The 20,713-nt window shown below is 49.6% G+C and carries 19 protein-coding genes; 12 read left to right on the top strand and 7 right to left on the bottom strand.

Annotated elements, in window-relative coordinates:
* Nucleotides 1-8: 8 nt before the first annotated feature.
* The 5 genes from OEV79_04180 to OEV79_04160 all read right to left on the bottom strand — a co-directional run bounded on the left by OEV79_04180 (nucleotide 9) and on the right by OEV79_04160 (nucleotide 6,995).
* Nucleotides 9-251, bottom strand: a complete 243-nt coding sequence (locus tag OEV79_04180) for a 4Fe-4S binding protein (protein ID MDH4210624.1) — start codon at nucleotides 249-251, stop codon at nucleotides 9-11.
* Entirely contained in the window at nucleotides 248-1,030 is a 783-nt protein-coding gene (locus OEV79_04175) for a thiamine pyrophosphate-dependent enzyme (protein MDH4210623.1), read from the bottom strand. The genes OEV79_04180 and OEV79_04175 overlap by 4 nt, the downstream gene beginning before the upstream one ends.
* A complete protein-coding gene (locus OEV79_04170) occupies nucleotides 1,030-1,638 on the bottom strand; it encodes a thiamine pyrophosphate-dependent enzyme (GenBank protein MDH4210622.1) in 609 nt (202 codons plus the stop codon). Before OEV79_04170 ends, OEV79_04175 begins: the two co-directional genes overlap by 1 nt.
* 339 nt (nucleotides 1,639-1,977) lie before the next feature.
* Nucleotides 1,978-3,687: an outer membrane protein assembly factor BamA gene (gene bamA / locus OEV79_04165; GenBank protein MDH4210621.1), complete on the bottom strand. Its 1,710-nt coding sequence runs from the start codon at nucleotides 3,685-3,687 to the stop codon at nucleotides 1,978-1,980.
* The gene (locus OEV79_04160; GenBank protein MDH4210620.1) at nucleotides 3,684-6,995 is read right to left on the bottom strand and encodes a translocation/assembly module TamB domain-containing protein; all 3,312 of its coding nucleotides are present in this window, start codon (nucleotides 6,993-6,995) and stop codon (nucleotides 3,684-3,686) included. Before OEV79_04160 ends, bamA begins: the two co-directional genes overlap by 4 nt.
* 82 nt (nucleotides 6,996-7,077) lie before the next feature.
* On the opposite strand from OEV79_04160, the gene OEV79_04155 reads away from it, so the two are divergent.
* From OEV79_04155 to OEV79_04100, 12 genes are all read left to right on the top strand, one after another.
* Nucleotides 7,078-7,368 carry a 4Fe-4S binding protein gene (locus OEV79_04155; GenBank protein ID MDH4210619.1) on the top strand — a complete coding sequence of 97 codons (291 nt, stop codon included), beginning with the start codon at nucleotides 7,078-7,080 and terminating at the stop codon, nucleotides 7,366-7,368.
* Nucleotides 7,369-7,774: 406 nt separating this feature from the next.
* Nucleotides 7,775-9,727 carry a CoB--CoM heterodisulfide reductase iron-sulfur subunit A family protein gene (locus OEV79_04150; GenBank protein MDH4210618.1) on the top strand — a complete coding sequence of 651 codons (1,953 nt, stop codon included), beginning with the start codon at nucleotides 7,775-7,777 and terminating at the stop codon, nucleotides 9,725-9,727.
* On the top strand, nucleotides 9,724-10,137 hold the full coding sequence (locus OEV79_04145; protein MDH4210617.1) for a hydrogenase iron-sulfur subunit: 414 nt from the start codon (nucleotides 9,724-9,726) through the stop codon (nucleotides 10,135-10,137). The genes OEV79_04150 and OEV79_04145 overlap by 4 nt, the downstream gene beginning before the upstream one ends.
* Nucleotides 10,138-10,156: 19 nt before the next feature.
* Nucleotides 10,157-10,561: a 4Fe-4S dicluster domain-containing protein gene (locus OEV79_04140; GenBank protein ID MDH4210616.1), complete on the top strand. Its 405-nt coding sequence runs from the start codon at nucleotides 10,157-10,159 to the stop codon at nucleotides 10,559-10,561.
* Between the two features lie 9 nt (nucleotides 10,562-10,570).
* The gene (locus OEV79_04135; GenBank protein MDH4210615.1) at nucleotides 10,571-11,509 is read left to right on the top strand and encodes a CoB--CoM heterodisulfide reductase iron-sulfur subunit B family protein; all 939 of its coding nucleotides are present in this window, start codon (nucleotides 10,571-10,573) and stop codon (nucleotides 11,507-11,509) included.
* Between the two features lie 15 nt (nucleotides 11,510-11,524).
* Nucleotides 11,525-12,283 carry a 4Fe-4S dicluster domain-containing protein gene (locus tag OEV79_04130; GenBank protein ID MDH4210614.1) on the top strand — a complete coding sequence of 253 codons (759 nt, stop codon included), beginning with the start codon at nucleotides 11,525-11,527 and terminating at the stop codon, nucleotides 12,281-12,283.
* A 12-nt stretch (nucleotides 12,284-12,295) separates the two neighbouring features.
* A complete protein-coding gene (locus OEV79_04125) occupies nucleotides 12,296-13,951 on the top strand; it encodes an FAD-binding protein (GenBank protein ID MDH4210613.1) in 1,656 nt (551 codons plus the stop codon).
* Nucleotides 13,952-13,972: 21 nt separating this feature from the next.
* Entirely contained in the window at nucleotides 13,973-15,130 is a 1,158-nt protein-coding gene (locus tag OEV79_04120) for a 2-oxoacid:acceptor oxidoreductase subunit alpha (protein MDH4210612.1), read from the top strand.
* Nucleotides 15,127-16,044, top strand: coding sequence for a thiamine pyrophosphate-dependent enzyme (locus OEV79_04115; protein ID MDH4210611.1), 918 nt, complete (start codon nucleotides 15,127-15,129; stop codon nucleotides 16,042-16,044). The genes OEV79_04120 and OEV79_04115 overlap by 4 nt, the downstream gene beginning before the upstream one ends.
* Complete coding sequence (locus OEV79_04110; GenBank protein MDH4210610.1) at nucleotides 16,037-16,579, top strand: 2-oxoacid:acceptor oxidoreductase family protein; 543 nt, start codon at nucleotides 16,037-16,039, stop codon at nucleotides 16,577-16,579. Before OEV79_04115 ends, OEV79_04110 begins: the two co-directional genes overlap by 8 nt.
* An 82-nt stretch (nucleotides 16,580-16,661) precedes the next feature.
* Nucleotides 16,662-17,060, top strand: a complete 399-nt coding sequence (locus tag OEV79_04105) for a hypothetical protein (protein ID MDH4210609.1) — start codon at nucleotides 16,662-16,664, stop codon at nucleotides 17,058-17,060.
* Between the two features lie 98 nt (nucleotides 17,061-17,158).
* The gene (locus OEV79_04100; protein ID MDH4210608.1) at nucleotides 17,159-17,635 is read left to right on the top strand and encodes a hypothetical protein; all 477 of its coding nucleotides are present in this window, start codon (nucleotides 17,159-17,161) and stop codon (nucleotides 17,633-17,635) included.
* A gap of 61 nt (nucleotides 17,636-17,696) precedes the next feature.
* Here OEV79_04100 and OEV79_04095 read toward each other — a convergent pair whose 3' ends face one another.
* Complete coding sequence (locus OEV79_04095; GenBank protein MDH4210607.1) at nucleotides 17,697-19,052, bottom strand: acetyl ornithine aminotransferase family protein; 1,356 nt, start codon at nucleotides 19,050-19,052, stop codon at nucleotides 17,697-17,699.
* Nucleotides 19,053-19,114: 62 nt separating this feature from the next.
* The gene (locus OEV79_04090; protein ID MDH4210606.1) at nucleotides 19,115-20,566 is read right to left on the bottom strand and encodes an aldehyde dehydrogenase family protein; all 1,452 of its coding nucleotides are present in this window, start codon (nucleotides 20,564-20,566) and stop codon (nucleotides 19,115-19,117) included.
* Nucleotides 20,567-20,713 lie beyond the last annotated feature (147 nt).

The following is a 20,713-nucleotide window of genomic DNA, read 5'->3' as shown; positions in this document are numbered from 1 at the left end:
CCTGTGGCTCACGAAGAAGTCTCCTCTGTTTCAACGACCCTCACCCATATTGCGAAGTCCGGACAGAGCATTTCACACATTCCGCATCCGAGGCATGCGTCCGGATCTTTTATCTGGGGAAGGTAGTAGCCATCATTATTTGCTGCGGTCGATTTTTCCAGAACTTGAGCCTGGCAGACCTCGATGCAAATACCGCAGCCCTTGCAGCGTTCGCTGATGACAAAAACCTCTGCCTTTGCCGCATTACTCATGTATCGTTTCCATCAAATAACTTGCCGATGACGATGTGCTTCGGATTTCTGACATCGAGTTCATGCATTTTGTCAACCGTGTGCAAATCCGTACGCGTATCGTAAATTCTCACTCGCTCAGATACTTCACCAATAAGACCAGTATCAGTTTTATAGACAAGACACGGGACCACGATTTCAACTAATGACAGACCAGTCCTCGAGAATGCCTCAAAGATCGAATACTTCAGCCAGCCCGCATGCAACTGAGTCCAGCGTGCTACATAGCGTGCCCCATATTCGATAGCCAGCCCGGGTACATTGAAAGGCAATTCGAATTTCCCGTCCCAGGAGGGCCGCGTATAAGGACAATTGATTACCGCCCCATCTTTGGTCAGCATATACAAAATGTTATTGATATAGATCACGAGCATGGGTACACAACGCCTGGTCACACGGGCAAGGTCGCGGGCACCGGACATCAGGAGATCGACATTATTCATGAACACAACAACTCTTGAAGCCGGGTCGACGAGTTTAGTATCCGCCGCACTATCCAATAAATACCGGTCTTTGCTTCGCTGCGATCTAAGATTCACATAGTCACCCACGCAAGCCGTGCACCCCGCACCGGTGATCAGTGTGATGCTTTCATGATCGATCTGCGCTTCCCTCAACGCCTCGGCAAACGAATATACTACAGTTCCTATACTGCATCCGGGACACCACACCGATGGCAGGCGGTCAGTACAAAGTATGTCATCGATCGGATGCGTTCTCTCCAGGATATTACTCTCCATTATTTCGGGTTCTTGAAAATACCCATGATGATCTCGTCGCTTCGTCTTACATCGAGATTTTCCACGAGTTCACCGTGATTCAATATTGACCTCGCCAGGTGTGCTGCACGCTCAAGGGACGTATTGACCGGGTGAAGCTTTGCGTAGTACATCAGACATGGCGATATTACCTCAATGACCGACAACTTCTTGATTCTCAGAGCATCGGCGATAGAAAATGTCAACCTCCTCGTATGCAGCGACGTCCACCTCGCAACATAGTGAGCGCCACATGACATCGCCAGGTACGGAATATTATACGGCAACTCGCGACTCTCGTAAACGGAATGTCCTGCTGCCTGTGAAACAGGCAGACACTGGGCGATGGAATATACCAGGCTGTTGATGTAAATAACCAAGATATCGGGAGCAGCGCGCGCCGTCTCAATAAATCCATCGACCCCGTGTGCAATGAGGTCGGCATCATTCAGAAACACCACAATTTGTTTCCCGGGCGAGGATTTTTTCTCGACTGCCGCACGTTCAACAGACAAAACTTCGATCGTCTGGATACCCTCCAGGTTGATCGATGATATGATCTTCCCGGTACACCCCAATCCACTGAGCACAAGGATGTCCTGCGGAGTGATCCCGGCCCTCCGTACACCCTGGAAAAAGGCATTAACCGTGGTGCCGATCCCACAACCCGGGCACCAGGCATTGACTAACAGATCTGATTTTATGAATTGGTCAAAGGGATGAGTATTCTGACGGTCTGTCTGTGAAAAACTTCCGATAAAGCCTCCTAACTATCTCTATCTCGCATATAATGTCTGGCATTTTGTTATTCAACCGTTTTTTGGAACAGCTTATCATATTCGTTTTTCACGAATTGTCAAGAAATGGTTCGACAAAAAAAACAATCTGTTGCTCGGTTTGCAGCAATTGCGTGATGATTTATGAGACCATCAGAATGCTTCGCCAATCGCGAAGTGTAGTACACCCACCGACTCGTCTTCTTCACGGGCAAGTTTGAATCCGTAATCGAGTCTGATACTACCCAGGAAACTTTTGAGTCGCAATCCGACGCCTACGCCCCACCGCAGGTCTGTATCTATCTCCTCCTGGTTCTGCCAGATATTTCCTCCGTCCACGAACAGAACACCCCCCAAGACCTTGTATATAGGAAAGCGTACTTCGGCTGAAATCTCACCGAGGAATCTACCCCCCAAAGGATTATCATTCTCATCGACGGGGCCGATCCCCCGCTCCGGATAGCCCCGTACCGAAGATGTCCCGCCGCAATAGAAACGTTTGTAAACAGGGACATTGACCGTTGGCGCAACGGGTTTCACCATTCCCGCTTTGAAAGCCGCTGCAAGAATCAACCCGATAAAGGGTCGGTAAAAACGCATCTGCATTGTCGGTCTCAGATAATCAATGTCTGAGGGCAGAACGACACCATTGATCTCAAGGTTTGCTCCGAGATAGCTGCCCTTTGTGGTATAGAATGGATTATCTCGCTTGTCTCTCAGCCATCCGACGACAAAACCGTGGAGCAGGTCGCGCTCCACGCTGTCTTCTGCGAGGTAATAGGTCCTAATCCGCTCGACTTCATACTTCGCAGATATTTCACTTGCATCGAGCAGAAATCGCGTGGAAATATTTCCGCCGAGCGACTGTGTTTCATAACCAATTTCCTCTAATCGCCTGAAGAAAAACGCGAGGCCAAAATCACCCGGAAGAAGAATCGATCTCGGAAATGTCACTTGCGCACTGACTCTTTGTTCAACGAAGCTTAACTTGCTGTCGATCCTACCCTGCCAAGCCCTGCCGAACATATTGTTGTGCGCAACGCCAACTCCTAATCTTATCCTATCTCTCGTGCCGTAACCGACACGAAAGTTCATGCTGATACGTTTCCTTTCACTCAGTATGAAGCGGATATCCTTGTGATTTTCGGTCTTTGCAGCTTCAATCTGGGTTCTGATCGTTGAAAATATGCCCAGCCTGTAGAGTCTGCGTTCGCCTTCCAGTATTCTTGCATAACGGAATAAATCGCCGTCACTGATCCTGAGTTCCCGGCGCACGACTGATTCGCGCGTCCGTTCCAAACCCACAATCTCCATGTCCCCAACGAATTGTACCGCACCCTCACTAATAAGATGCCGCACGGAGATACTATCGCCCTCGCGTTGGAAGTCGGACTCAACCTCAACATCGGCATATCCTATATCGTCATAAGAGTATCTGATGATATAATTGTCGACGTCGACCTTCCGTGGATCGAAAATGTTACCGCGTTCAATCACAAGCAGTTTCGCCAGAGACTCTGCTTGAAACACGGTGTTGCCGCCGAAATTTATGCTCTTCACAAAACTCTGCCTGCCCTCATTGATTTCTATCGAGACAGCGATCCCATTATTGGCGCTATCATAATGTAATTCGTGACCGACAACTATATCAAGGAATCCATCATAGACATAAAGATTCTCGATTGCATCTAAATCCCCCCTAAATACATCATCGTTGAAAATACCTTTGCGGAACAAACCTTTCGTTTTGGTCAGCATGATCTTCTTGATCGTTGATGCATTGTGATATTCATTGCCGCTGAAATCGATCGCCGTCACATGAAATTCACCGCCGCACAAAAGGAGAAAGATGAAACCTATCATTTCAGCTTGAAGTGAAAATCCAGATCCACGCTGGTGTTGAGGTTCTCCTGGTCATACAGCGTGAATACAGAGATATGATCGGTAATGTCGTAACTCGCGCCAACCTGATGCAATTCCCATGATTCTATGCCCGTCGTGTAAAGGAACGTGAAGCCTTTCGTTATGCTCTTCTCAATTCCGATCCGTACAGATGAAGGATTATCCAGCTCACCGGTTACTGTAAATTTATCCAGGCCCAATAACCTTTCGCCCGACTTTTCAATTCCATAACGCACTGCATCGAGAGCGTAGTTCTTTGCCTTGCCTTTCAGATCGATATCCTTGACCGTGCTGCCGACTCCGCCGGGCCGGCGCTGCCCGATAAGCAAAAGGCTCACGATATCCTGCTGCGGTAGTGGGGGACTTGAACTCAACTCGAGCTGCCAGGTACTGACCGTACCGTTCAGCACAAGGTATATTTCATAATCACCATCGGCCGCCGCGATGGTCGAAGTCGCAACAAGGTCAATAACAGGATCCAGCTTATATGGATCATCAAACTGTATTACCGCGCTGACAATGTTGAACTTCTTGCCAAGATATTGAATGGTACCCTGTCCGACCGAAGTGATCGTACCGTACGCGTTTAGCCTCGATAGATACCCTTTCAACTGAAGATCAGCCTTTGCCGAAAGATTGGCCACGTTGTTAGCAACTGTAATACTGTCTGGTACTGTAATACCGATGTCGCAATAGATCCTTCTCGATATTTCGGGCTGCTGCGGCACTGGACGGTTCGCCGCAGTGAGAAGACCCACTATTTTCTGAAGTTTCATGGGAGCGTCGTAAACACCTTCTACTAAGGTTATTTCACCGTTGATCCGCAAGGAATCTCTCCGGCCATCGGCTCGCATATCTGCATCAACAAGTATACGACCGAAATCCTTGTTAGCGAAATCGATGCGCTTGAGGTCGATCTTAATCAACGCAGTGTCGAGGCGACCGTGTGACACATCTGCAAAACCATTTACCTCGAAACGTCCATTGTTGATTTTTCCCGAAAAAGTTTCACAAGTGACCAGACCGTTTCTGAAAAGGAACCGGCCAGATACGGAATCGAACAGTACATCCTTGATCGCATAATTCCCATTATCAAGAATAAGATTACCGTCGATATCCAGCTGCCGCGGCTTGCCCTGTACTCGAATGTCGAACTTCAGATCGCCAGAAATCGGTGGATTCCCCGGCAAGAGATATGCGATCTCAGATAGTAGTATATTTGACGATTTGCCTGAGATATCCATGGCGGCGGTCTCAAAATCGACCGGCATTATTCCTTGGAGGTGGATGGTCTGTCCGGCAAGACCAAGTGTGAAGGCATGTAGTTTGATCATACCATCTTCCATATCCACGACCACCGGTTCAATATTGTGCAACCTATTGTTTTCGAATGTTAGTTCAACAGTATCGACCCGCAACGCAATCGCGGTCCGCGCAAGGTCAGAAAGATATCCCCTCGCGGTCATGCCGGCGGTTACGTAGCCGAAAGCCGGCGAGACAAACCGGTCTACAACGAAATGCCTGATTTCTGCGCTGGCGTTGAATGGAAGTTCACTATTCAGGAGTGCCTCGGCAGCGAGGGTCAAACTTTTTTGTTCGTTCGCCAGCGATAATCGTACCGTGGTATCAACGAGCGTGAACTCGAGAGAATACGTGCCGAGCGGCATGGTGTCATAGACGACTTCAATGAGCGCAATCTCTCCCTGGCCACGGGGATTCCGGATATCTCCCGAAAACACCACATCCAGACGGACCGTGCCGCCCAGCAGCAGGGTATCGGTCCCGAATACTCCAGGAGCATCGAAGGCGAGCCGGTCGCTGTTTAACTGTAGGGCGAAGTCCTCCCTCCTTAAATCATAGTGACCCTGAAGATCTATGAGACCCCTCGCACTCTGGATGGTCCCTGAGTCGAGGCGCGCAACATTGTTTTTCATCGAAGCATGCAATCTTGCCGAGGTCACCACTTCGCCGAAAGCCACCAATTCCGAGAGCCTCAAACGGGCGACCACATCAGGATTCTCAATGGTTCCTGAAACATCAACATCCAACCACAATTCTCCGGATATATCTTCTGGTGCATCGATGATACTTCTCGCCACGCCCAAATCGTTGCAGTATATCGAGAGTTCCGTATCGGTGATTCTCTTTGTCCTGTGATTATAGCGCGCCCCCAAAGCCATCGTAACTCTCCTGCTGGCCAGTTTGAAATGTGTGAATTTCAAAATATCATCGCCGTAGTATACCTGTCCTTCGAATGAAGGCTTGAACCCCCGATAATCGAAGCGGCCAGAAACCGCGCCCTCGAACTGGGGTCGTGATACCTCTCCTTTCAGCATTCCACGTGCCTGCAAATTACCATAGCGGGACAGCACTTCGGCAGAGACTTGTGTTCGCTCCAACAAAACTTTAGCATCCCATGTGTCATATCCGCTCATCCCCTTTTGCAGGGTGGCGGTGTTCAATCTCAAATCGCCTTTGACCTCCAGGCTGTCGAAATGAGGAAGATGCCAGGCCACGTCGATGACGCCCATGACATTGTTCTCTAGAATCCTGGCGCCGACCCGGGTCGTGGCCGCTATCATGGGTGAAGAGAATTTACCCTTAATCGTGCCCGTGCTCGTCAAGTCTCCGGTCAATGCCGGCACACCCAGATCCTCTGCTGCCAGATCTATATCAAAGGCCACGTCAAGATCACCGGCTTTGACCAACGGCACCACCCCTTTCAGAATGGCAACCGATCTTTTGGTCTCTATATGAAGGCTATCTACTATCAGGCGATCGTGCAGCACCATGCCACGCGAAGAGAGCACCACATTCAATGACGTTTGTCCCAGGCTCACGCTTAACCCGCCGTTGGCGATCGAGAACTTCTCGATCTGTATTCTCAGCGGAGACGACTTTGACGGCAGTGAGTCTGTCTTCCTGGGGAGGTTAGACATGACGTCGGCGAGACGATCAACGTCCAATTCAATACCGTCTATGCGCAAAGACCTGATGTCTACGTGGCGGGACAGCAATCCGAATGGATTATAGACGATCCTTATCTCATCAACTCGACCCAATCCCTGCGCTTCAATATCTCTTGCGCGCAGAACAAAGAAAAGGTTACCGCTCACCGACCCGATCCTCATTGGTATCCCGAGATTATCTCCAACGGTCGCCTCGATCTTCTGCCTGACAAAATCAAGGACGAACGGCGTACCAGCCGCGATGAAGAGAATTATCGGCAGCGTGACCAGTACTATCGGTATCAGAAAGAGCTTCTTCATCACGATGATTATAACATATCATGGGTATTCGTCAATATTGACACATTACTCTTTCTGCATATAATAAGTGCAAGGAGAAATAATGAGCCACTGGAGAAAACCATTGGACAGCGATAAGATAAAAGTAGCCCATGGTGATATCCATATCCTTAAGGAGCGCTGCAAGGGCTGTGGGTTCTGTGTCGAATACTGTCCGAGAGATGTCCTGGAACTGTCCGAGGAATTCAACCTGAAGGGCTATCATCCACCGATCGTGGTAGATGGTGATGCCTGTGTCGAATGTCACCTGTGTGAAATGCTTTGCCCCGAATTCGCGATTTATGTTATCTTGAAGGAAGAAAATAAAGAAACATTAATGACCGATAAAAAATAGAGGTCTTTTGCCATTTAAGTCGTTTCCGTACCTGCACTCAATAGAACAACCACAACAGGGGAGTCCTAACCCACATCATAAAAACAGACCTAATGCTTAGATATTCTGGAAAGAACTATGGCTGGACACCTGAAAGAAAACCGGTCTTACAGCAACTTACGTGCCCGAGGGCATTTGTCGTTGACAAAAAGTCAATTTTAACTATAATAAACCTTTACGATTCATACCTGAAATTACATAATAATAGCCCGTCAGATATCATAAAACATGTCTAAATATGTTTTTTGGCCTAACGGGCTGATTAATAAGTTATAAGGAGAAGTTTTATGACTGCAATTGATAACTTCGCTGGAGAAATTGCGGATTTAGCGCTACCTGAAAGGCTGACATCCAAAAGGAGAAAGCGATGAAAATCGGCGTTTATGTCTGTCGTTGCGGCGGCAATATTTCAGAAGTCGTCGATATCAAAGAAGTCATGTCCTTTGCCGAGAAACAGGGTGACGTAGTTATGGTCAAAGAACATGCACACGTGTGCTCAGATGTTGGCCGTAACATGGTTATCGAGGACATCAAGACGCAGGGGTTGGATAAGGTCGTGGTGGCTGCCTGTTCGCCGCAATTTCACGGGAAAACCTTCATGGGAACGGTGGATAAGGCAGGATTGAATCCTTATGTCATGGAGATGGCCAATATACGAGAGCAGTGTTCGTGGCCTCACTACAGTGAACCAAAGATGGCTACTGAAAAAGCGAAGGACATCGTACACATGGCGATCGCCAAGGCACGTCTGGACGAACCCCTGGCAAAAAAGACATCGCCCATTGGCAAACGCGCGCTGGTCATCGGTGCAGGTATCGCCGGGATTCAAGCCGCGCTCGACCTCGGTGACTCAGGATTCAAGGTCTATCTTGTTGAAAAGGAACCGTCCATCGGTGGTAAGATGGTGAAACTCGCGCGGACCTTTCCGACCGAAGACTGCGCAGCGTGCATTCTATCACCGAAAATGGCTGACGTCCCTTCAAACACCAATATTGAACTCATAACGAATGCCGAGATACAGGAAGTCAAAGGCTATCTTGGCAATTATGATGTTACGGTTTTGAAAAGACCGAGGTACGTCGATCTTGAGAAGTGTACTGCGTGCAATGACTGCACAGATGTTTGCCCGGTAGTCGTACCCAACGAACACGACGAAGGACTCACGTCACGAAAAGCCATTTACATACCCAATCCTATTGCCGTACCACACTCCTACATACTCGATGACAAATCCTGTCTGGGATTATTCCCACTCGCTTGCAGTAAATGCTATGACGTGTGCGAACCGGGTGCGATAAATTATGACGAAAAGCCAGAACGTTTGAACTTCACCGTAGACACGATCATCGTCGCAACCGGTTATGACATCTTTGATGCGCGTGAGAAAAAGGTCTACAATTTTGGCCCCAGCGAGAATATCATAACCGCCCTTGATATGGAGAGAATGATAGTACATGAAGCAGAAGGAAGTCCCATCAGGGATGTCGGCAAACGCATCGCCTTCATTCAGTGCGTTGGCTCGAGGGACGAACAGGTCGGTAATGAGTACTGTTCACGAATTTGCTGCATGTATGCAGCAAAACTCTCTCAGCTGATGAAAAGGGCGGACCCGAAAAGAGATGTCTACGTATTTTACACTGACCTTCGTGCCTATGGCAAAGGTTTTGAAGAATACTACAAGAGAGCGGCCAACACGGGCGTTAAGTTCATACGCGGACGGGTTGCCGAATTGTACGAAGATCCAATGACCAAGAAGGTTCTGCTCAAGGCCGAAGACACGTTGAGTCGTCAGATCATAGAATCGGAATTCGACCTTGTGGTGCTTTCGGTTGGCATGCAACCGAGCGAAGGAACGAAAAAGGTTTCCGAGCAATTACATTTGATAAAAAGCCCGGGTGGATTTATCCAGGAAGCACATCCTAAATTCCGTCCGGTCGATACCCTGACCGATGGAGTCTTTATTTGTGGTTGTGCACAAGGACCAAAGGACATCCCGGATACGGTCGCACAGGCAAGTGCCGCGGCGGCGCGAGCAATTCGTTTGATGAACAAAGGCGAGTACGAAGTCGAACCGATCACGGCAATCGTTGATGAGGACCTCTGCTGCGGATGCGGTACCTGCGTGAGTGTATGTCCGTATGATGCGATCAAAACCGAAATGAGGGCCGATAAACGAGTCGCTAAGGTCAACGAGATACTATGTCAGGGCTGCGGCTCGTGTTCGGCCGCCTGTCCTTCCGGAGCTTCACAACAGCACTGGTTCAGAACCGTGCAATTGAGAGCAATGATCAACGCAGCACTTGGCGAGGAGGAATCATGAAAGACAATTCGGGTCCGAAGATAATTGCATTCTGCTGTAACTGGTGTTCTTATGCAGGCGCCGATGCTGCCGGAACTGCACGACTCCAGATCAAACCAAATTTCAGAGTCATCAGAACGATGTGCTCGAGTCGAATCGACCCCGAACTGATCTTGGAGTCTTTCAAGAAAGGTGCCTGGGGTGTGCTCGTTGCGGGATGTCATCCTGGAGACTGTCACTACGTGAATGGCAACTACAAAACCCAGAGACGAGTAGCATTGCTCAAGAATCTATTGGACGAACTGGGCATTGAATCAAAGAGAGTACGCCTCGAGTGGATATCGGCTAATGAAGGCGGCAAATTCCAGAAGGTAGTCAATCAATTCATTGATGAGATGGCCGCACTTGGCCCGCTGAAAATCGGGGCATAACAGTTCTTAGGAGGACACGATGTCTAAGAAAATGATCATCTCTTCTGAAAATGAAGAATTCATGCGCAAGATCAGCGAGTTGAGCGGTGAAATCGTCACGATGTGCGAACAGTGTGGCACGTGCTCAGGTGGCTGCCCCATGGTAGGCGAAATGGATGTCACGCCTTCTCAACTGATGAAATTCTCTCAGCTGGGCATGAAGGATGTATTGGACTCGAAAACGATATGGGTATGCGCGTCATGTTATACGTGCACTGTGCGATGTCCGCGCGGTCTCGATGTTTCGAAAGTTGCCGAGGCTTTACGTCAGATCATTCTGAGAAAGGCTATAGATCACATCGACATCAAAGCCATACCCAAGGAAGAATTGGAGCAGCTACCTCAGATCGCAATGGTGAGTGCCTGTAGAAAATTCACGGGTTAGGGAGGCCAGATGAACGCTGAAAAAAACTTGGATTTATTGCTCGACGGATCTAAGATACCATACTTTCCAGGTTGTACACTCAAAACGACCGCACGCAACTTTGAGAATTCAGCCATTGCCTCGGCACGCGCGCTTGGCATCGAACTCGTCGAATTACCGCGCTGGAATTGCTGCGGCACCGTATTCTCACTCTCCGCCGATGATCTGATCCATCATGTTGCCTCGGTCAGGAACCTGATCCGCGTCCAGGAAATGAACAAGCAAGGTATCGTTACCAATGAACGCCGTCTTGTGACCCTGTGCTCGATGTGCTTCAACACGCTGAAGCGCGCAAATCTGAGGGTTCATGAGAACCCCGAGGACATGAAGAAAATCAATGACCTGATGTACCGTGAAGAGGATTATCAGGGACACGTGGAAGTGCTGCATTTCCTTGAATTGGTGCGCGATATCGGGTTCGGAAAGGTAAAACGCGCGGTCAAGAAAAATCTGGGCGAATTGAAGATCGCGCCATACTACGGATGCATGATCCTGCGGCCAAAAGAGGTAAGCATCGACGACCCTGAATCGCCAACCATACTTGATGACTTGATCGCGGCATTAGGTGTTCAAATCGTACGCACACCCTACAACAAGGTGTGTTGCGGCAGTTATCAAACCGTTCAGGATAAGTATATGGTTGCCGAACTGGCTCACGATATACTTAGTCACGCGAGGAAAGCAGGAGCCGAAGCGATCGCTACAACCTGTCCCCTGTGCGCCTTTAATCTCGACAATCGGCAGAAGGAAGTGATCGAAAAATATCCTGATTTTGAAAAGATGCCGGTTTTCTATGTAACTCAACTTATGGCACTCGCTTTTGATCTGGATGCGAAGTTCTATGGATTTGATCAAAATTTTGTTGATCCAGTAACTCTGCTGAAAAAGAAGAATCTGTTGAAGAAATAAACAGGAGAACAAATCATGGAAGAGACAAAAAGCCCGATCATGGACAGGATCGCCGAGGCGAACAAATCGGCGACAACGGGCATTGACGCTAAAGATATCAAAGATTGGATAACTATTTACATAATGGGACGTGGTTATAAGGTCCCGGCTGATCTCACAATCCTCGCGGCCATGGAATATGCCGGATACAAATTCGTCCGCAGCGTCGGGTGTCGGCAGGGTTTCTGTGGCGCCTGCGCTACTGTATTCAGGAAAAAGGGTGATTACAAACTACAGACCGACATGGCATGTCAGACCAGGGCCGACGATGGCATGTATCTCGTCCAGATACCTTTTACTCCGGCCGAGAAAGCGAACTACGATCTCAACAAGGAAACATACGGACCCGCAGTCCTTATCAAGCATTACCCTGAAGTCGCGCGCTGTGTTTCCTGTAACACGTGCACCAAGGCGTGTCCGCAGGATCTTGAAGTTATGGACTATATACAGGCAGCCCTGCGCGGTGACTTCCCGGCACTGGCGAGGGATTCATTCGACTGTATACAGTGTGGACTCTGCGCGATGCGCTGTCCAGCTGAGATCGTACAGTATCACGTCGGCCAATTGGGCAGGAGGATGTACGGGCGTAATGAACTGGGCGTACCAGAACACCTGCGTAAGCGGGTCGAAGAAATCGGAAAAGGACAATTCAAAAGGGCACTCGATACGATGATCTCATGTTCTAATGATGAACTCAGAAAGAAATACACTGAGCGAGATATAGAACCAGAATAATAAGGGGTAAAAATGGCAGAAATTAAATATATCGGCGGTTATCCGGAATACATGAGAAAGTTGATCGAGAAGGTCAGCAAGACGAGAGAAAAACGTGTCAACTACACACCGCCAGCAATGACCATGAAGGAAAGGGACGAGGTACTGCAGGTGCATCCTGATTTCGCTACCGGCGGCAAAAGAGAAATCAAGGTTGGCCCTAACAAAGGCGAACGTGGTTCCAATGAGGTTGTCGACCTGCTCGAGGCTTATCCCCTAATCGAACAAAATGATGTTGACCTATCGCGTGCTGATTATGATACGAAGATTCTGATCGTCGGAGGCGGACTCGCCGGAACGTCAGCTGCTCTCTTGGCAAACGACTCGGGATTGCCGATAGGAGACATTCTTCTCACCAACAAACTCAGGCACGGTGATGCGAATTCGATAATGGCCGAAGGCGGTACACAAGCTGCCGACCGCGCAAATGATGCACCGGATAAACACTACCTGGACACGATCGGCGGGGGCCATTTTGCCAATAAACCCGACGTCGTTCGCGCACTCGTTGAGGATGCACCGCTTGTGATGAAATGGCTTTGCGAACTAGGCGCGATATTCGACCGCAAGGAAGACGGCGATCTCGAAGAGAAACTTGCCGGCGGGATCTCCAGGAAGCGTATGCATTCCTGCCGCGATTATACGGGCCTCGAAGAATTGCGTGTCCTACGAGATGAATTCAGAAGCCGGGAAATACCTTGTCTCGAGCATTATCCTGTTATTGAGTTACTGACCGACGGAAACCGCGTCACCGGTGCCGTGCTCTGGAATATGGAAACGGGAGAATACAAGATCGTAAAGGCACAGTCGACGATCATCGCCACCGGCGGTTTCGGACGTTTGCATATCAGGGGTTTTCCGACCACGAATCACTACGGTGCTACTTTCGACGGTGTTGTCCTGGCCTACCGTGCAGGCGCTAAGTTGCGCGACATAGACGCCGTTCAATACCATCCCACGGGCGCGGCATATCCCATCCAGATCGTTGGTCACCTGTTAACCGAAAAGCTACGGGGCAGCGGCGCCCAACCAGTAAACATCGATGGCGAAGCCTTTGTCTACGCCTTGGAACCAAGGGACGTCGAGGCGGCTTCGTTCATCAGAGAATGCTATGTGCGTGATAAGGGAATAACAACACCCACCGGGCTCAGGGGCGTCTGGCTCGATACACCACTCATTGAGCTAAAGAACGGAACCGGTTTTACCGAAAAGGCATTCCCGGGCATGATGAGAATGTTCACGCGCTACGACATCGACATGCGCAAGGATCCTGTACTTGTCTTCCCGACCCTTCACTATCAAAATGGCGGCGTAGAAACCGATGACTGGGGAAGGACGAGTGTCGAAGGACTCTGGGTAGCCGGTGAAGTCTCTGGCGGCGTGCACGGCAAGAACCGATTAATGGGCAATTCCACGCTTGATTGCCTCGTATTCGGGCGCCGTGCCGGAATCAATGCCGCAGAGTATGTAAAGAACCGCAAGAACTCGGCAAAACTGACGCTCGGTCATCTACAATCATACGTGCAGATGCTGAAGGAAGCAGGTATAAAACCCACGCGAAGAGCACCCATTCTACTACCCGATTACCGTGGTAAGGCAGCACTGGCAAGAATGATCGATGTATTCTAGCCTGATGATGGAAGGAGAAAGATGAAAGCAGATCCAAAAGGCGTCTTGACCGGTGCTCACTATCTCGATGGTGATCATGCATGCGCCGAGGGGGCCATCGCCGCTGGTTGTCGTTTCTTTGCCGGATACCCGATCACGCCCTCCACCGAAGTTGCCGAAAGAATCGCGGCGCGCTTTCCCGAATGCGGCGGTGCTTTCATACAGATGGAAGACGAATTGGCTTCTTCCATTGCCATCATCGGTGCGGCCTGGGCAGGTAAGAAATCTATGACCGTTACCTCGGGGCCGGGTTTCTCGTTGATGCAAGAGCACATCGGCCTCGCGGCAATGCTCGAAACACCGTGTGTCCTTGTGAATGTACAGCGCGGCGGACCATCAACCGGTCTGCCCACCCTGCCCGGTCAGGCAGATATGATGCAGGTACGCTGGGGTTCGCATGGCGATTATGAAATAATCGCCCTTGCGCCGAATTCGCCGCAGGAGTGTTTTGATTTCACGATCGATTGTTTCAACCTGGCCGAGAAATACCGCGTACCGACATTTCTCATGGCCGACGAGTGCGTCGGCCACATGACCGAGAGGGTCGTCATCCCGAAGGCCGAGCAAATAGAACTGGTGGAACGAAAATATTATCAGGGGGATAAAAGCAAGTACCTGCCTTTCAAACCCGATAACGATATGATTCCACCCATGGTTAAAGCCGGTGACGGCTATCGCTTTCACGTGACTGGATTGACGCACGATGAACGCGGGTATCCGGTAATGAACTGGCAGTGTCAGGAAGTCCTGGTCAGAAGGCTCATCGAAAAGATACAGAAGAATGCCGACCAGATCTACCGCTACGAAGAGGAAAATACGGATGGCGCCGATGTCGTCATTATCTCATACGGAATAAGCTCGCGGGTCGCCTACCGCGCAATCGCTCTTGCTCGAAAGCAGGGGATCAAGGTCGGCTTCATGCGATTGATCGTTGTTTGGCCATTTCCTGAAAAGAGAATTGAAGAGCTCGCCGCGAAAACCAAGGCACTGGTCACGGTCGAAATGAACTACGGCCAGGTTGCACTCGAGGTTGAGCGCTGTGCGCACGGAAAGTGCAAAACTATTCTCGCGCCACATGGTGGTGGTTGGGTTCATGATCCCCAGGACATACTGGCAAAAATCAAGGAGGCGCTACAATGAGCGCAGTTGACATATCTGATACCAAAAAACAGACCACAGAATACCACCCGATGGAACAGCTGCTCCGCATGGACCGGATCCCGCATATCTGGTGTCCGGCATGCGGCATCGGTACGGCAGTGACTGCATTCATCAACGCACTCGAGAAGTCGCAACTCGACCTCGACAAGATCTCGATCGTATCGGGAATCGGCTGCACCGGTCGCGTGGCCGGTTACGTGAAACTCGACTCGTTCCATACGACTCATGGCCGTGCAATACCATTTGCCACCGGGTTGAAAATTGCGAATCCGGAACTGAAGGTCGTTGTTTTTTCCGGTGACGGTGATCTTGTTGCCATCGGTGGTAATCACCTGATTCATGCGGCTCGGCGCAATATGGACTTAATCGTGATCTGCGTGAACAATTTTATCTACGGCATGACCGGCGGCCAGGTTGCGGCCACGACGCCTGAAACCGCCCGCTGTTCAACAAGCCCTTACGGTAATTTCGAGCCCCCGTTCAACCTTCCTTTCCTGATGGATTCCTGTGGTGCTTCATATGTAGCACGCTGGACCGCTCTGCACATCAGGCGACTAACGAATTCCATTGTCGATGCTTTTAACAAACCGGGATTCTCCTTCATTGAAGTTATCGCTCCTTGTTCTACCCTGTATGCACGCTGGAACCGGCTGGGTTCCGGGCTCGACATAATGAAATATTACCACGAACAGAGCATAACCAAACATAATGCGGATACAAAAGAACTTAACATCGACTTCCAAAAACCGATCGTCGTCGGTAAATTCATCGATCGCAAGCGCCCCACATTCATCGACGCAATGAACCAGCGTTTCGGTTCCGTGTTCGGCAGCCGTTATGTACCGTACGGCATAACTGCCAAACCAGAGTCCAAGGAGGCGGGTAATGTATGAGATTAGATTTTCTGGTTTAGGCGGACAGGGCATCATCCGTTCCGGTTTCATCGTCGGAAGGGCAAGCTCGATCTTCGACAACAAGAATGCAACAATGACCCAGAGTTTTGGTCCAGAAGCACGAGGTAGTGCTTGCAGTTCCCAGCTCGTTGTCAGCGAAGATAGAATACTCTATCCATACATCACAAAACCCCATATCCTCGTCTCCATGTCCCGTGAGGCATATGAGAAATACGAGTCAGAACTCAAAGAAGACGGAACCCTGATAATTGACGAAGACCTCGTTACACCAAGACCTCGAGGAAAAATAAAGATCTTCAAAATACCCGCCACGCGCTTCGCCGAAGAACTGGGCAACAGGATCATTGCCAACCTCGTCATGCTGGGTTTCTTCACGGCAGTCACCGATGTCGTGAGTTATGAAGCAATGAAAAAAGCGATCCCGGGTTCAGTACCTGATCGGGCACTCGCCTTGAATCTCAAGGGTTTTGAGAAGGGTTACGCATACGGCAAGGACTGCCTCAAGCAGAATTAGTAAGCGGCAAGAAGATCTCTGACCGGTGCGCCATAGTATTCGTGCGCATCTTCCAAGTTTGACTCATAGGCGTCTATAGGATATGAACGGCAGCGAAAAGAACATCAAAGAAATCGCTAAGAACGATCCAAGATATAGTGTCGATGCATATTTATTCGCGCTGGAGGCATTGGATCACACACGCCATGAGCTCGGGTTGAGCGGGCATGTCACCGGACGGCAATTGCTCGAAGGCATCAGGAATCTTGCCCTGAAGCGCTATGGGGCCATGACAAAGATGGTTTTTGAACACTGGGGAGTGACAAATACGCTCGACTTCGGCAATATAGTTATTAACATGGTTAATGAACACATCCTCAGCAAGACACCCGAGGACAGCATCGATGATTTCAAAGATGTATATGATTTTGAGGATGTTTTTGTGCAGAAATACCATCCCGATATAGAAAAATCAAGGCGTAATCCGCGCGGCAGAAAATAACAGTGGCAATACCAGCTGGGCGAGAGCAATCAAAACAAATTAATACTTGACAAATTTGAAATATTGTATAAAATTTACAGAATCGAAAAGGAGGAATAATGAAGAAGTTGATGATACTTATTCTGCTGGCGATGATTTTCATGGCATGTGATTACGCCAAGGATTCGCTGGAGTTAAAACCTGACATTGAAATCACCTGGATAAACCCGGTCGCATGGTATACCTGGCAAGGTGACTCACTTTTTGCCGCACCAATTGCCGAAATCTACTTCATAGCCGAAAATTCAATAGACAGCTATCTAAAGGAATTCACGATCGATTACTATGCCGACGACACTTTAGTGTTTTATTCGACTCCACCCATTTCAGTCTACGGTAAGATCGAAGGCATTGTCTCACCTTCTGTCGTCGACACATTCATTCTCGAAAACATATGGGTACCACTCGGCCCAGCGCGTGATTACCTAGGTCCCAACGAATCAGCCAGGGCCTTGCTGCGCTTCGTCGCCGTCGATGAGTATTTCGAGAACACCGATACTGCGGAAGTCTGGTTCGGGATCTGGATGGTGCCATAGGTGTCGGAATAAAGAACAAAAGAATTGAAAAAATAGGGCCGCTCAAAGCGGCCCCTTTTTTTTATCTCAATCCAAAAACTTTTTTCAGGGCTCGCTCAAATATCTCGAGGCCCATGTGCAGCTCATTTTCATTTATAACAAGCGGTGGAATGAACCGCACGGTCGATTCACCGGCTCCAAGCAATAACAGCCCGTTCTTGAAAGCTTCATACACGACGGCATTGCGCCGATCCTTTACCGGCTCCTTGGTAATCGCATCACCCACCAGTTCAACACCGATCATCAGACCCTTGCCGCGCACATCGCCGATGAAATCATAGTGTTCTTTTAGCGCGGTCAGACGCGCAAGTGCGATCTCACCGAGCCGTGCTGCATTCTCGATCAAACCATTTTCCAGCAGTTCTATCGTCTTGAGAGCGGCCGCGCAACTCACCGGGTTACCGGCAAAAGTCGAAGCATGAGAACCGGGTGCCCAGTCCATAATCCCTGATCGCGCAACACATGCACCGAGCGGCAAACCTGACGCAACACCCTTGGCTATGCAGTAAATATCCGCCTTGGTATTGAAATGCTCGATCGCAAACATCTTACCGGTCCTGCCCATTCCCGACTGTACCTCATCGTCAACGAGCAGAATCTCATACTTGTCGCATAATGCCCGCAGCGCCGGCATGAACCCTGGCGGCGGCACTATGTAACCACCTTCGCCCTGGATCGGCTCCACAAATACTGCGGCGACTTCTTCGGCGGGCACGACCTTCTTCAACAATACGTCCTCGATGTGCTTAACACAAGCCACATCACATGAAGGGTACTGGAGATTAAAGGGACAGCGATAGCAATAGGCATAGGAGACGTGGCTTACACCTGAGAGAAGCGGAGCAAAGTACCTGCGCTGTGTTGCCTTAGAAGCGGTCAATGACAATGCTCCAAAAGTGCGGCCGTGAAATGCGCCGGTGAACGCGATGTATCTCGCCCTTCTCTTGTGATACCGTGCGAGCTTCATGGCACACTCCACTGCCTCGGCCCCCGAATTGCCGAAGAATACTTTTTTATTCTTCGCCCCGGGTACGATCTCGGCCAGTTTCTCAGCCAGGTTCGCCTGATTCGGATAGTAGAAATCGGTTCCGGACATGTGGAGGAGTTTTCCTGCCTGGTCCCTTATCACCTTGACGACCGCAGGATGACAATGACCCGTTGAAACAACACCAATGCCGGCAGAAAAATCCAGAAACACGTTGCCATCGACATCGGTCACCCATACACCCTTGCCGCGCTCCACCACCGCAGGGTAAGAACGCGTGTAGGACGGCGATACGAACTTGTGGTCTTTGTTCAATATCACCTTCGCCTTTGGACCGGGCAGAGTTGTTAAGATAGTTGGTTTTTTCGTGTTATTCCTTTTCGCAGCGTTCATTCGTCTGTTCTTGCGAACGTCTTTCTTCGAATTGATCATGACCATATTTGCCTTTGCTCTTATCAATCCCATGTGTCGATCTGCGCCTTCTGCAACCTGTTTGAGTAGTCGATATACACGGTTTTTATTTCAGTAAATATTTCGTAAGCGGTCCAGCCGCCCTCGCGGTGACCATTTCCCGTGTTCTTCATGCCACCAAACGGAAGATGACACTCTGCACCGATCGTCGGCGCATTGATGTAAACGATCCCTGTTTCGGCAAGTTCGATCGCTTTGTGTGCAAGGTTCAGGTCGCTGGTGTAGATGCTCGATGAAAGACCGTATATAGTTCCGTTGAGTATATCGATTGCATCCTCAAAGTTCCTGGCTTTGATTACCGAAAGTACCGGTCCAAAAATCTCTTCCTGCGCGATTCTCATGTTTGGCAGGACATCGATGAATATCGTTGGTTTGTAGAACCATCCCTTGGCGCATTCTCCTTCAGTGTATGACGTGCCGCCCGTGATCATTTTGGCGCCCTCTTTCTTACCGATCTCCACGTACGCGTGAACCGATTCTCTTTGCGATTCGCTAACGGTCGGTCCAACATCGACGTCTTCGTTCAAACCGTTCCCGAGCTTGAGCTTCTCGGTGTGGGCTTTCAGCATCTCAACGAATTTGTCGTACACGGGTTCTTCAACTATCAGCCTTGAAGTTGCGGTACAGCGCTGACCGGTGGTGCCAAATGCCCCCCAGAGTACACCATCAAGGGCGAGCTCGAGATTCGCGTCCTTGAGCACAACCTGGCCGTTCTTGCCGCCCAGTTCAAGGGAACAGCGCTTCAGTGTCTTGCCGCAAACCTCACCGATCCTGCTTCCGATATCTGATGACCCTGTGAATGAAATGCCCGCAATGTCCGGGTGGTTCAATAAACCCTCCCCGATCTCGCCGCCGCCGCCGTATATTACATTAAGAACACCATCTGGCAACCCTGCTTCCTGCAGGATCTGCGCCAGCTCACCGACGCTGGCAGGAGTATAGGTGGCGGGTTTTATGACAGCCGTGTTGCCGCTCAATAAACAGGGAAATATCTTCCAGGACGGTATGGCAATTGGAAAATTCCAGGGCGTGATCAGACCCCAAACACCCATTGGGTCGCGTCTGGTCATGCAGGATTTGTCAGGTAACTCCGATGGTAATGTATAACCAAAGTATTTCCTGCCTTCAATCCCGGCATACAATGCCGTGTCGATGCCTTCCTGCATATCACCCCTGGTCTCCTTTATTACCTTCCCCATCTCGCGCGTCATGATCTGTGAAACGTGTTCTTTTTTTTCGACCATGATATCGGCAGCCCGACGCATGATCTCTGACCGTTTTGGCCATGGTACTGCGCGCCATTTCTTATACGCCTTCTTTGCTGCGGCAATAGCCAGATTCAGGTCCTCGACATTTGATTTTGGAAATACTCCAACTACTTCATCCCAGTTCGCAGGATTGCGGTTTTCAAATGTGCGGCCTGATTTGGAATCCATCAATTTGCCGTTAACTAGATTTTGATACTTCTTCACAAATCCTCCTGTTTCTTGTATTTGTTTGTGGTCAAACAATCTGAAATTGTTCAAAAAAAGGGCCGTAAAACACCCCAGTATTTTATTATATATATTTATTTGGCAAAGTCA

The organism is candidate division WOR-3 bacterium, assembly GCA_029858255.1.
Classification (GTDB): Bacteria; Hydrothermota; Tepidihabitantia; order SM23-42; family SM23-42; genus SM23-42.
The sequence above is the reverse complement of the archived record's forward strand: the minus strand, read 5'-3'. Positions and strand labels throughout refer to the sequence as shown.

What these genes read in the sequence shown, in the direction of transcription:
- OEV79_04095 (MDH4210607.1), bottom strand. Translation starts at nt 19,052, where the DNA reads ATGAACGCTGCGAAAAGGAATAACACGAAAAAACCAACTATCTTAACA.
- OEV79_04145 (MDH4210617.1), top strand. Translation starts at nt 9,724, where the DNA reads ATGAAAGACAATTCGGGTCCGAAGATAATTGCATTCTGCTGTAACTGG.
- OEV79_04160 (MDH4210620.1), bottom strand. Translation starts at nt 6,995, where the DNA reads ATGAAGAAGCTCTTTCTGATACCGATAGTACTGGTCACGCTGCCGATA.
- OEV79_04105 (MDH4210609.1), top strand. Translation starts at nt 16,662, where the DNA reads ATGAACGGCAGCGAAAAGAACATCAAAGAAATCGCTAAGAACGATCCA.
- OEV79_04090 (MDH4210606.1), bottom strand. Translation starts at nt 20,566, where the DNA reads ATGGATTCCAAATCAGGCCGCACATTTGAAAACCGCAATCCTGCGAAC.
- OEV79_04140 (MDH4210616.1), top strand. Translation starts at nt 10,157, where the DNA reads ATGTCTAAGAAAATGATCATCTCTTCTGAAAATGAAGAATTCATGCGC.
- OEV79_04150 (MDH4210618.1), top strand. Translation starts at nt 7,775, where the DNA reads ATGAAAATCGGCGTTTATGTCTGTCGTTGCGGCGGCAATATTTCAGAA.
- OEV79_04100 (MDH4210608.1), top strand. Translation starts at nt 17,159, where the DNA reads ATGAAGAAGTTGATGATACTTATTCTGCTGGCGATGATTTTCATGGCA.
- OEV79_04120 (MDH4210612.1), top strand. Translation starts at nt 13,973, where the DNA reads ATGAAAGCAGATCCAAAAGGCGTCTTGACCGGTGCTCACTATCTCGAT.
- OEV79_04155 (MDH4210619.1), top strand. Translation starts at nt 7,078, where the DNA reads ATGAGCCACTGGAGAAAACCATTGGACAGCGATAAGATAAAAGTAGCC.
- OEV79_04125 (MDH4210613.1), top strand. Translation starts at nt 12,296, where the DNA reads ATGGCAGAAATTAAATATATCGGCGGTTATCCGGAATACATGAGAAAG.
- OEV79_04115 (MDH4210611.1), top strand. Translation starts at nt 15,127, where the DNA reads ATGAGCGCAGTTGACATATCTGATACCAAAAAACAGACCACAGAATAC.
- OEV79_04110 (MDH4210610.1), top strand. Translation starts at nt 16,037, where the DNA reads ATGTATGAGATTAGATTTTCTGGTTTAGGCGGACAGGGCATCATCCGT.
- OEV79_04180 (MDH4210624.1), bottom strand. Translation starts at nt 251, where the DNA reads ATGAGTAATGCGGCAAAGGCAGAGGTTTTTGTCATCAGCGAACGCTGC.
- OEV79_04130 (MDH4210614.1), top strand. Translation starts at nt 11,525, where the DNA reads ATGGAAGAGACAAAAAGCCCGATCATGGACAGGATCGCCGAGGCGAAC.
- OEV79_04175 (MDH4210623.1), bottom strand. Translation starts at nt 1,030, where the DNA reads ATGGAGAGTAATATCCTGGAGAGAACGCATCCGATCGATGACATACTT.
- OEV79_04135 (MDH4210615.1), top strand. Translation starts at nt 10,571, where the DNA reads ATGAACGCTGAAAAAAACTTGGATTTATTGCTCGACGGATCTAAGATA.
- bamA (MDH4210621.1), bottom strand. Translation starts at nt 3,687, where the DNA reads ATGATAGGTTTCATCTTTCTCCTTTTGTGCGGCGGTGAATTTCATGTG.